The following is an 11,048-nucleotide window of genomic DNA, read 5'->3' as shown; positions in this document are numbered from 1 at the left end:
GCTGCTGGGGCGCCGCTGTCGCCGAGCACGCCGCTGGCCGACCTGATCGACCAGGTGCGCCTGCTGTGCACCGTCTACGATCCGGCCACCGGCAGCTACCGCGTCGACTACAGCCTTGCCTGGGAACTGGCCGGCGGCCTCACGTTCATCCTCGCCCTGGGCGGCTACATGTTCAACGAGTGGCGCCAGCAGCGGCGCGCGCGCCGCCGCACCTCCACCGCCTGAAGCGCCCGCCACATGCAGTCCCTCACCGGCGGCTACCGCCAGGCCGAACACCTCTTCGATGCCGCGTTCGGCGGCACGGCCAATCCGCTCAAGCAGCTCGGCGCCCTGGCGATCGGCCTGCTCGGCCTGCTGGCCGCCACGGGCGCGGTGCTGTACGTACTGCTCGACACCTCGGCCGACGGTGCCTACCGCTCGATCGAATCGCTGTCGCGCGCGCGCGGCAGCGCCGGCAGCCTGCTGCGCGGGCTGCACCGCTATGCCGCCGACGCGTTCATGCTGGTGACGCTGGCGCACCTGGCCCGCGAATGGCTGCTCGGGCGCTTCCGGGGCTTCCGCTGGTTCTCCTGGCTGACGGGCGTGCCGCTGCTGCCGCTGGCGCTCGCGGCCGGCATCGTCGGCTTCTGGCTGAACTGGGACCGGCTGGGGCAGTTCTCCGCCGTGGCCAGCGCCGAGTGGCTGGACGCCCTGCCCTGGCTCGGCTCGCCGCTGGCGCGCAACTTCCTCGGCGGCGTCGGCGACCGCCTGTTCTCGCTGCTGGTGTTCGTCCACCTGGGCCTGCCCTTGCTGCTGCTGTTCGGCCTGTGGTTCCACCTGCAACGCCTCAGCCGGCCGGCCGTGTGGCCGCGCCTGCCGCTGGCGCTGGGCACGGCGGCGGCGCTGGCCGCGCTCGCCTGGCTGCTGCCGGTGCGCAGCCAGGGACCGGCGGACCTCGCGACCATGCCGCGGGCGCTGGCGCTCGACTGGTGGCTGCTGTTCCTGCACCCGCTGGCCGATGCCACCTCCGCCACGGCGGCGTGGATCGGCGCGGCGGCCCTGCTGGCCGGCCTCGCCGCGCTGCCCTTCCTGGCACGGCGCGCCCCGGTCCCCGCCGCCGTGGTCGACCCGGCGCATTGCAACGGCTGCCGCCGCTGCGCCGACGACTGCCCCTACGGCGCGATCGCCATGGTGCCGCACCCGAACGGCCGGCGTGGCCTGCAGCTGGCCCAGGTCGATGCGGCGCTGTGCGCCGGGTGCGCGGTCTGCGTCGGCGCCTGTCCCTCGGGCACGCCGTTTCGCGTCCGGGCGACGCTGGCGACCGGCATCGACCTGCCGCAGTCGCCGCTGGACGCGCTGCGGCGCCAGCTCGGCGACGGGCTGGCCGCCGGCCGCCGCCACGTCGTGTTCGGCTGCGACCACGCAGCCCGGGCCCACGCGCTTGCCGCGCCGGACGTGCTGACGCTGAGCCTGCCCTGCGCCGGCATGCTGCCGCCTTCGTTCGTCGACTTCGCGCTGCGCCAGGGGGCGGCCAGCGTGGTGGTCGGCGGCTGCCGCGCCGGCGGCTGCGAATTCCGGCTCGGGCAGCGCTGGACGGCGCAGCGCCTGGCCGGCGCGCGTGAGCCGCACCTGCGCCGCAGCGTGCCGCCCGGGCGCTGGACCACGGCCTGGGCCGATGCCGGCGAAGAAGCGCGGGTCGCCGCGGCGCTCGCCAGCCTGCGCCATGCAGCGGGAGCCGCGGCATGAGCCGCGCCGCCACCTGGCTCGGCCAGGCGCTCCTGTACGGCCTCTTCGCGCTGGTGATCGGCCTGTTCTCGCACTGGCCAACTTACCATCCGCTGCCGCCCGGCCAGGCGCTGCTGAAAGTCAGCTTCATCCATCACGGCGAGCGCGTCGCCCAATGCCGCCCGTTCACGCCGGCGGAGCTGGCCAAGCTGCCGCCGAACATGCGCGCCCCGATGAAGTGCGAGCGCGAACGCTCGCCGGTCACCATCGAGCTCGATCTCGACGGCGCGACGGTGTACCGCCAGGTGGCCGCGCCGGCCGGCCTGTCGCGCGACGGCGCGTCGGCCGTCTACCACCGCGTGCAGGTCGCCGCCGGCGAGCACCGCATCGCGGTGCGCCTGAAGGACCGGTCCGGCGGCGCGTTCACGCACGCCCGCGAGGCCACGGTGACGCTCAAGCCCGCCCAGGTGCTGGTCATCGACTTCGACCCGCAGAAAGGAATCACCCTGTCATGAGCGCCTTGCCCCAGGCCACGATCCCGGGCGCGGCCGGCTGGCGCCTGCCGGCCACGCGCAGCGATGCCGACTACCGGCTGCACGTGCCCGCCGGCGCGCGGCTGCTGCTGGCGCGCGGCTGGCTCTGGCTCGGGCTGGCTGCCCTGATCGGCTCGGGCCTGTTCTCGGTCCTGCTGGTGTTCTCGCGCACTCCAGGCATCAACCGCCTGCTGCCGCTGAACGACCTGTTCCACGTTGCGCTGGTGGTGCACGTCGACCTGTCGGTGCTGGTCTGGTTCGTGGCGCTGGCCGGCCTGTTGTGGAGCCTCGACGACAGCGGCCAGCGCCTGCGGCAGGGCTGGGCGGCACTGGCCCTGACGGGGCTGGGTGCGCTGGCGATGGCGCTCTCGCCCTTCCTCGGCCACGCCGAGCCGATCATGGCCAACTACATCCCCGTGCTCGCCGGCCCGGCCTTCCTGGCCGGCCTGCTGCTGTTCGCCGCCGGCGTGGCGCTGCTGGTGCTGCGCACGCTGCGCAACGCGCCGCGGCTCGGGCTGCACTTCGACGGCCGCGGCGCGCTGCGCTTCGGTCTCAATGCGGCAGCGGTGGCGACCGCCGTCGCGCTGCTGGCATTCGCCTGGTCGTGGGCGGCGGTGCCGGCGACGTTGGCCGGCAAGGCCTATTACGAGATCCTGTTCTGGGGCGGCGGCCACGCGCTGCAATTCACCTGGACGCTGCTGATGCTGGTGGCGTGGCTGTGGCTCGCCGGCGAATGCGGCGGCACCGTGCCCCTGAGCCCGCGCGTCGCGGTGCTGATGTTCGCGCTGGCGCTGGCCAGCGTGTTCGTCACGCCCGTGGCCTACCTGGCCTACGACGTCGCGTCGGTGGAGCACCGGGCCATGCTCACCTGGGCGATGCGCCTGGGTGGCGGCGTGGCGCTGCTGCCGATCGGATTGGCCGTGGTCTTCGCCCTGCGCGGCGCGCCGCCGCCGACCGCGGTGCTGCGGCCGGTGCGAGCCGCGCTCGTCGCGTCGGTGCTGCTGTTCGCCGCCGGCGGGGCGATCGGCATCTTCATCACCGGCAGCAACGTGCGCATCCCGGCCCACTACCACGGCTGCATCGTCGGCGTCACCCTGGCGCTGATGGGCGTGGTGTACCGGCTGCTGCCGGCGCTCGGCTACCGGCCCGCCGAGGGCCGCCTGGCCAATGCGCAGCCCTGGCTGTACGCCGGCGGCCAGCTGCTGCACATCACCGGCCTGGTCTGGTCCGGCGGCTACGGCGTGCAGCGCAAGGTGGCCGGCGCCGAGCAGGTGCTGCGCAGCCCGGCCGAGATCGCGGGCATGGGCCTGATGGGCCTGGGCGGCGCGATCGCCATCGTCGGCGGCCTGGCGTTCGTGGTCGTCGCGCTGCGGGCGATGCGGCCGCGCCGCGCTGCCGCCGCGGAAACGGCCGCCGCGTCATGAAGCGGCTCCAGGCCCTGCTGCAGTGGTGCTTCATGCACCTGGAGGCGCTCTTCAACCGCGCCTTCGGCGACCGCATGAACCCGCTGTACCACCTGGGCGCGATGAGCTTCTTCCTGTTCTGGGTGGTGGCGGCCAGCGGCCTGTATCTGTACGCCTTCTTCGAGACCGGCGTCGCCGAAGCCTATTCGTCGGTCGCGGCGCTCACCCACGGGCAGTGGTTCGCCGGCGGCCTGCTGCGCAGCGCGCACCGCTACGCGTCCGACGCCATGGTCGTCACCATGACCGTGCACCTGCTGCGGCATTTCGCGTTCGACCGCTTCCGGGGCTTTCGCTGGTTCTCGTGGACCACCGGCGTGGCCATCATCTGGCTGCTGTACGCGTGCGGCATCAACGGCTACATGCTGCCCTGGGACCGGCTTGCCCAGTTCGTCATCGTCGGCGCCTTCGAATGGCTCGACTGGCTGCCCAGCTTCGGCGGCACGCTGATGCGCAACTTCATCCACCGCGACAGCGTCGGCGACCGCTTCTTCTCGCTGCTGTCGTTCATGCACATCGGCCTGCCGCTGTTCCTGCTGCTGCTGCTGTGGGTGCACGTGCAGCGGGTGCCCAAGGCGCGCACCACGCCGCCGCGGCCCATCGTCATCGGACTGCTGGCGGTGCTGGCGGTGCTCGCCGTCGCCCGTCCCGTCACGAGCCAGGGCGGCCCGGCCGATCTGGGGTCGGCCGTCGCCGGCGTCCAGCTCGACTGGTTCTACCTGCCGGTCTTTCCGCTGATCAACGAATGGCCGCTGGGCCGGGTGTGGGCGCTGCTCGGCGCCGGCACCGCGCTGCTGCTGCTGGTGCCGCTGTGGCCGCCGCGGCGGCGCCGGCGGGAGGCGGCCGAGCACCTGCTGGTGGTGCACGGCGAGCGCGGTCCGGCGCGCGAGCTGCACGTGCGGGCCGGCGAGACCTTGCTGGAGGCCGGCCTGCGCGAGGGGCTGGCGCTGCCCTACGAATGCCGCAGCGGCGGCTGCGGCAAGTGCCTGTGCAGCGTGGAGCACGGGCGGGTCGAGCACCGGCCGTACCAGCGCGCGGCCCTGCCGGACAGCCTGCAGGCCCAGGGCAAGGCCCTCCTGTGCTGCGCGATGCCGCTGGAGGACGTGGTGATCGAGGTCGAGGGACTGGTCGCCGCCGCCGGGACCGAGCTCGCGCTGCGCAGCGGCCAGGTGGTGGCGCTGGAGCGGCTCGCGCCGGACGTGATGCGCGTGCTGATCGAACTGCCCCCCGGCGAGCGCCTGGCGTTCGCCGCCGGCCAGTACATCAACATCGTGCTGGCGGACGGCCAGCGGCGCGCGTTCTCGTTCGCCAATCCGCCGCACCAGGCGCAGCGCATCGAATTGCACGTGCGGCGGATTCCGGGCGGCCGCTTCACCGGCCATGTCTTCGACGGCCTGAAGGTGGGCGACACGCTGCAGTTCGAGGGCCCGCTGGGCACCTTCACGCTGCGCAAGAGCGGCAAGCCGCTCCTGTTCGTCGCCGGCGCGACCGGGTTCGCGCCGGTCAAGAGCATCCTGGAAGACGCCTTCCAGCGCGGCGTGCAGCGGCCGATGCGCCTGTACTGGGGCGTGCGCCGGCGCTCGGACCTGTACCTGCTGGCGCTGGCGCGGCAATGGCAGCGCGAGCATCCGAACTTCGAGGTGGTGCCGGTGCTCTCCGAGCCGCGTCCCGAGGACCACTGGGACGGCCGCACGGGGCTGGTGCACGAGGCGATGCTGGCCGATCACGGCGACCTGACCGGTTTCGAGGTCTACGTCTGCGGCTCGTTGAAGATGGTCGAAACCGCGGTGCCGGCGTTCGTCGCGCACGGGCTGGGCGAAGGGGCGTGCTTCTCGGATGCCTTCCTGCCTGCTGCCGGGCCGCGACTGGCCGGGGCGTGACAGCCGGACGCCAACCCAACAGCCGAACGCAGAGGACGCGAAGGAGCGCAGAAGACGCAGAAGAAACCGAAGAACGGGATGAAGATGAAGAAGACGCAGCCTCTTCCATCCCTTGCTGAATTCTTCTGCGTTCTCTGCGTACCTTTGCGACCTCTGCGTTCGGCTGTTGCGTTCGGCTGTTGGGTTCGGCTGTCGGGTTCGGCTGTTGGGTCCGGCTGTTGCGTTGGGCTGTCCGTGTTCAGAGTCCCAGCGACGCCAGGATGCCTTCGACGCGCGCGGTCACCGCGGCGTCCATCGTGATCGGGCGGCCCCATTCGCGCTGGGTCTCGCCCGGCCACTTGCTGGTGGCGTCCAGGCCCATCTTGCTGCCCAGGCCGCTGACCGGCGAAGCGAAGTCGAGGTAGTCGATCGGCGTGTTCTCCACCAGCATGGTGTCGCGCGCCGGGTCCATCCGCGTGGTCATGGCCCAGATCACCTCGCGCCAGTCGCGCACGTCGACGTCCTCGTCCACCACCACGATGAACTTCGTGTACATGAACTGCCGCAGGTGGCTCCACACGCCCATCATGATCCGGCGTGCATGCCCGGGATACGCCTTGCGCATGCGCACCAGCGCCATCCGGTAGCTGCAGCCCTCGGGCGGCAGGTAGAAGTCGACGATCTCGGGGAATTGCCGCTGCAGCAGCGGCACGAACACCTCGTTCAGCGCCATCCCCAGCACCGCCGGCTCGTCCGGCGGCTTGCCGGTGTAGGTGGAGTGGTAGATCGGATCGCGCCGCATGGTGATGCGCTCGATCGTGAACACCGGGAACTCGGCCTGTTCGTTGTAGTAGCCGGTGTGGTCGCCGAACGGGCCTTCCAGCGCGTGCTGCCAGCCGCTCGGATGAGCGGCGTCGGGCTGAATGTGGCCCTCGAGCACGATCTCGGCCGTGGCCGGCACGCTCAGCGCGCTGCCCAGCGCCGGCGCGACCTCGGTCTTGGCGCCACGCAGCAGGCCGGCGAACTGGTATTCGGACATGCTGTCGGGCACCGGCGTCACGGCACCCACCAGCGTCGCCGGATCGGCGCCCAGCGCCACGGCGACTGGATAGGGCTCACCCGGATTGGCCATGCAGTGCTCGCGGAAGTCGAGCGCGCCGCCGCGATGCGCCAGCCAGCGCATGATCACCTGGTTGCGCCCGATCACCTGCTGGCGGTAGATGCCCAGGTTCTGCCGCGCCTTGTTGGGCCCGCGCGTGATGACCAGCCCCCACGTGATCAGCGGCGCCGCGTCGCCCGGCCAGCAGTACTGCACCGGCAGCCGCCCGAGGTCGACGTCGTCGCCCTCCAGCACCACTTCCTGGCAGGCCGGCGTGCGCACTTCGCGCGGCGCCATGTTCCACAGGGTCTTGAGCAGGCTGCCGCCCATCCCCATCACATCCTTCAGCCCCCTGGGCGGCGCCGGCTCCTTGAGCGTGGCCAGCGCTTCGCCGAACCGGCGTAGCTCGCGCAGGTCGCTCACGCCCATCGCGCGGGCGACGCGCTGCGTGGTGCCGAACAGGTTGCCGAGCACCGGCATGCCGTGGCCGGCGGGCCGCTCGAACAGGATGGCCGGGCCGCCGGCGCGCAGCACGCGGTCGCACAGCGCCGTCATCTCCAGGTGCGGCGAGACCGGCTCGCGCACCCGTTTCAGCTCGCCGGCCTGCTCCAGCTGCCCGATGAAGTCCCGCAGGTCGCGGTAGGTCATGACTTCGCCTCGCCCGCGGCCACGCTCCAGCGCGCCGACAGGTCGTGCGGCACGTCCAGCAGGTCCAGCACGCGCGCGACGCTGCCGTCGATCACGTCCTGCACCGTCTGCGGCCGCAGGTAGAACGCCGGCAGCGGCGGCGCCACGATCGCGCCCATCTCGGTCACGGCGACCATGTTGCGCAGGTGGGCCAGGTTCAGCGGCGTCTCGCGCACCATCAGCACCAGCCGGCGCCGCTCCTTGAGCATCACGTCGGCGGCGCGCGTGATCAGGTTGTCGCCCAGCCCGTTGGCCACGGCGGCCAGCGTGCGCATCGAGCATGGCGCGACCACCATGCCGGCGCAGCGGAACGAGCCGCTGGCGATGGCCGCGCCGACATTGCCGACCTCGTGCACCTGGTGCGCGAGCGCGGCGACGTCGGCGCGCTCCAGGCCCAGCTCCAGCCGCAGGTTGCGCCAGCCGGCGTCGGACACGACCAGATGGGTCTCGACGTCGGCGGCGCCGCGCAGCACCTGCAACAGGCGGGCGCCGTACACGGCGCCGGTGGCGCCCGAGACGGCGACGACGATCCGCCGCGGGGTCGCGCCGCCGCTCATTGGGCGAGCGGCGCCGGCGCGCACTGGCTGTCGCCGCGCCGCCCCGGCGGCAGGGTGACGGTGACATCGGCCGCGACCCGCTCCAGCAGCTCGGCGGCCTGCTCGCGGTCGAATTCCTCGTGCAGCCGCTTGCGCACGCCGTACTGGTGCAACTGGTAGTGGCGCTGCGGCTCGATCCCGTGCCGCGCCAGGGTGCTCTTCACGCACGCCAGCTGGCAGCCGTCCAGCGCGACGATCGGCCGCCCCGAGCGGGCCAGCCTGACCAGCGACGGCACGTCGCCGCCGACGCCGGCGATGCAGGACATCTCGGCGACGCCGCGCCGGTCCAGCTGCAGCGCCACGTGGTTCGCCAGCTGCGCCGCGCTGGAACAGCCGGAGCACGAATACACCAGCGGCAGGACCGGGTCGCGGCGCCGGTTCATTCCGGCCGGCCCGGTCCGCTGGCGCCGCCGCGCGCGCCGGGCATGATGCGGGCCAGCACGCGGTGCGGCGCCCAGCGCTCCCATTCCAGCACCGGCAGCTCCATCGCGTCGAGCGCGTTCTTCACCACCAGTCCCAGCTCGGTGTCGCCCTCCATCGACAGCCGCCGGCTGAAGAACAGCGTGTCGGGATCCTCCCGCCGCTGGGCCAGCTGCAGGAAGTCATACGCGCTCGCCGCGATCGTCAGGTCGGCCGTACCGCCGCCCGCGCGGGCCGCGAAGCCGTTGCCGGACCAGGTGAAGTCGAAGGTGAGGTGCGCGTCGCGCACGTGGATGCGCAGCTTCTTGCCGGCCAGCAGCTGCCGCACGTCCAGCGGCAGCTGGTCCGCCAGGCCGATGTTGAGCGCGGTGACGAGCATCACCGAGCCGGGATAGGCCGGCAGCCGCGCCAGCAGCGCGCCCAGCGGCTGCGGCACCAGGTGGGAAGCGGAGGATGGTGTCATGGAGCTCTCCCTCGATTGTGCCCTTCAGGCGACGTGAAGCAGCACCGCCAGGAAGTGGCAGCTGCTGCCGCCCATCACGAACAGATGCCAGATGCCGTGGCCGTGCCGCCACCGGCGGTCGGCCACATAGAAAACGATGCCGATGGTGTACAGCGCGCCGCCGGCCAGCAGCCAGGCGAAACCCTGCGCCTGCAGCGCCTGCCACAGCGGCCACACGGCCGCCAGCGCCAGCCATCCCATCAGGAGGTAGATCGCCATCGAGAGCAGGCGGGCGCCGCGCGCCAGCCAGAGTTCCTGCGCGATGCCCAGCAGCGCCAGGCCCCAGACCACGCCCAGCAGCGACCAGCCCCAGGCGCCCCGGAGCGACACCAGCGAGAACGGCGTGTAGCTGCCGGCGATCAGCAGGTAGATGCTGCAGTGGTCGAACTTGCGCAGGACGTCCTTGGCCCGCCCGCGCACGCTGTGATAGAGCGTGGAAAAGACGTACACGGCGACCAGCATCGCGCCGTAGATGCTGAAGCTGACGATCTTCCACGGATCGCCCAGGCGCGCCGCGAGGACCACCAGCGCCGCGCTGCCGGCCGCGGCGAGCCCCGCGCCCACCAGATGACTGATGCTGTTGAACCGCTCGCCGTAGTACATGCCCGGACGGCGCCTAGGCCGTGGCGGCAGCCTGTTCCAGCCCCGCCTGCCCGTGCCAGTAGCCGTTGCAGCCGGCCGCCGGCATCAGCGGCTGCAGGCCGGCCAGCGCCTGCGCCGGTGCGATCGCCTGCCGCCGCGCGGCATCGAACAGCGCGATCACCTGGTCCATGCCGTGCGCCTGCGGGCTGAGCCGCGCCACGTCGACGCCGATGTCGCGCATCGCGCCGAGCTGGTCGATCAGGTTGTACACGCGCGCCGACTGGGTCTGGATGCCGTTGAGCACCAGGAACTGCTCGCCTTCGCGGGTCTGGAGCGTCAGGCCGTCCGGATCGTCCATGCACTTGAATCGGCAGTCGTCCTTGGGCAGGTTGTGGTGCCGCGCCGTGAAGCAGCGCGCCGAGAACGCCAGCGGCATCCGGCCGTAGGAGAACACTTCGGTCTGCAGGCCGGCCGGCCGCTCGCGCTGCAGCAGCGCGAGGTCGTCGCGCTTCATCTCCAGCGGCATGACCCAGCGCCTCGCGCCGAGCGACGCCAGCCACTGCAGCGTCGGCTGGTTGTAGATGTTCAGGTGCGGGCCGGCGACGAACGGCGACTTGCCGGCGAGCCGGTGCACCGCGCCCATGTCGTTGGCCTCGACCAGGAACTCGCCGTTGCCGGCGACCTTGTGCATGGTGGCCACGTCGCTGCCCGATTCGAGCAGCACCTGCGTCGACAGCACCACTTCCTTGCCGGCCTGTTTCAGCTGGCGCGCGATCTCGAGCCAGTCGGCCAGGCGCAGTTCATGGCGCCGCGAACAGACCGCCTCGCCGATGCAGACGATGTCGATCGGCGTGGCGGCGACGCTCTCGTAGAAGCGGAAGACGGTGTTGCGCGGCCAGTAGTACAGCAGCGGCCCGAGGGAGAGTTTCATGGGGACAGTTCCTACTTCCAGGGCCGGTGGTAGGCGCCCAGCGTGTGCTGCTGGCCCTCGGCCACCTGGTCCAGGCCGGCCATCCAGGCGCGCTTGGGCGCGTAGCGATGCGGATTGGCGCGGCAGCTGTCGATCGCCTCGCGCCACACCTTGGTGACCTGGGCCACGTAGGCCGGGCTGCGCTGGCGGCCCTCGATCTTGATGGCCTTGACGCCGATCTTGAACAGCTGCGGCAGCAACTCCAGCGTGTTGAGGCTGGTCGGCTCCTCGATCGCGTAATAGCTCTGCTCGGCGCCGACGTCGAAGCGGCCCTTGCACAGCGTCGGGTAGCCGGCGTTCTCGCCGTGCGCGTAGCGGTCGATCAGCACGCCGTTCAGGCGCGACTCCAGGCCGGTGGGCGTTTCCTGCCAGCGCACGGCCTTGGCCGGCGAGCACACACCATGGGTGTTGGGCGATTCGCCGGTGACGTAGGAGGACAGCTGGCAGCGGCCCTCGACCATGACGCACAGGCTGCCGAAGCCGAACACCTCGCATTCCACCGTCGTCTTCTGGATCAGCTGTTCCACCTGCTGCAGCGACAGCACCCGCGGCAGCACCGCGCGCACGATCCCGAACTGCTCGCGGTAGAAGTTGATCGCGTCGTAGTTGGTCGCCGAGCCCTGCACCGACAGGTGC

Annotated in this window: 11 protein-coding genes and 1 pseudogene; 5 read left to right on the top strand and 7 right to left on the bottom strand. The window is 72.0% G+C overall.

Going from position 1 to position 11,048, the window contains the following annotated elements; genetic code table 11:
* From VNT59_RS15725 to VNT59_RS15705, 5 genes and pseudogenes are all read left to right on the top strand, one after another.
* Positions 1-225, top strand: a pseudogene (locus VNT59_RS15725) (SCO family protein); the annotation flags it as partial.
* Positions 226-237: 12 nt separating this feature from the next.
* On the top strand, positions 238-1,725 hold the full coding sequence (locus tag VNT59_RS15720) for a cytochrome b N-terminal domain-containing protein (protein ID WP_325499742.1): 1,488 nt from the start codon (positions 238-240) through the stop codon (positions 1,723-1,725).
* Entirely contained in the window at positions 1,722-2,219 is a 498-nt protein-coding gene (locus VNT59_RS15715; protein WP_325499740.1) for a hypothetical protein, read from the top strand. The genes VNT59_RS15720 and VNT59_RS15715 overlap by 4 nt, the downstream gene beginning before the upstream one ends.
* Positions 2,216-3,661, top strand: a complete 1,446-nt coding sequence (locus tag VNT59_RS15710) for a cbb3-type cytochrome c oxidase subunit I (protein ID WP_325499738.1) — start codon at positions 2,216-2,218, stop codon at positions 3,659-3,661. The genes VNT59_RS15715 and VNT59_RS15710 overlap by 4 nt, the downstream gene beginning before the upstream one ends.
* Positions 3,658-5,577, top strand: coding sequence for an FAD-binding oxidoreductase (locus VNT59_RS15705; protein WP_325499736.1), 1,920 nt, complete (start codon positions 3,658-3,660; stop codon positions 5,575-5,577). Before VNT59_RS15710 ends, VNT59_RS15705 begins: the two co-directional genes overlap by 4 nt.
* A gap of 238 nt (positions 5,578-5,815) precedes the next feature.
* Here VNT59_RS15705 and ubiD read toward each other — a convergent pair whose 3' ends face one another.
* The 7 genes from ubiD to VNT59_RS15670 form a co-directional block, all read right to left on the bottom strand.
* Positions 5,816-7,303, bottom strand: coding sequence for a 4-hydroxy-3-polyprenylbenzoate decarboxylase (ubiD, locus tag VNT59_RS15700; RefSeq protein WP_325499734.1), 1,488 nt, complete (start codon positions 7,301-7,303; stop codon positions 5,816-5,818).
* Complete coding sequence (locus VNT59_RS15695) at positions 7,300-7,899, bottom strand: UbiX family flavin prenyltransferase (RefSeq protein WP_325499732.1); 600 nt, start codon at positions 7,897-7,899, stop codon at positions 7,300-7,302. The genes ubiD and VNT59_RS15695 overlap by 4 nt, the downstream gene beginning before the upstream one ends.
* The gene (locus VNT59_RS15690) at positions 7,896-8,321 is read right to left on the bottom strand and encodes a putative zinc-binding protein (RefSeq protein WP_325499730.1); all 426 of its coding nucleotides are present in this window, start codon (positions 8,319-8,321) and stop codon (positions 7,896-7,898) included. Before VNT59_RS15690 ends, VNT59_RS15695 begins: the two co-directional genes overlap by 4 nt.
* A complete protein-coding gene (gene ubiT / locus VNT59_RS15685; RefSeq protein WP_325499728.1) occupies positions 8,318-8,821 on the bottom strand; it encodes a ubiquinone anaerobic biosynthesis accessory factor UbiT in 504 nt (167 codons plus the stop codon). Before ubiT ends, VNT59_RS15690 begins: the two co-directional genes overlap by 4 nt.
* A 24-nt stretch (positions 8,822-8,845) precedes the next feature.
* Positions 8,846-9,463, bottom strand: a complete 618-nt coding sequence (trhA, locus tag VNT59_RS15680; RefSeq protein ID WP_325499726.1) for a PAQR family membrane homeostasis protein TrhA — start codon at positions 9,461-9,463, stop codon at positions 8,846-8,848.
* A gap of 13 nt (positions 9,464-9,476) precedes the next feature.
* Entirely contained in the window at positions 9,477-10,373 is an 897-nt protein-coding gene (locus VNT59_RS15675) for a U32 family peptidase (protein ID WP_325499724.1), read from the bottom strand.
* Between the two features lie 11 nt (positions 10,374-10,384).
* The coding region (locus VNT59_RS15670) for a U32 family peptidase (RefSeq protein WP_325499722.1) at positions 10,385-11,048 on the bottom strand (664 nt) is incomplete at its 5' end.

Source organism: Ramlibacter sp. (genome assembly GCF_035554825.1).
In the GTDB taxonomy this organism is placed as follows: domain Bacteria; phylum Pseudomonadota; class Gammaproteobacteria; order Burkholderiales; family Burkholderiaceae_C; genus Ramlibacter.
The sequence above is the reverse complement of the archived record's forward strand: the minus strand, read 5'-3'. Positions and strand labels throughout refer to the sequence as shown.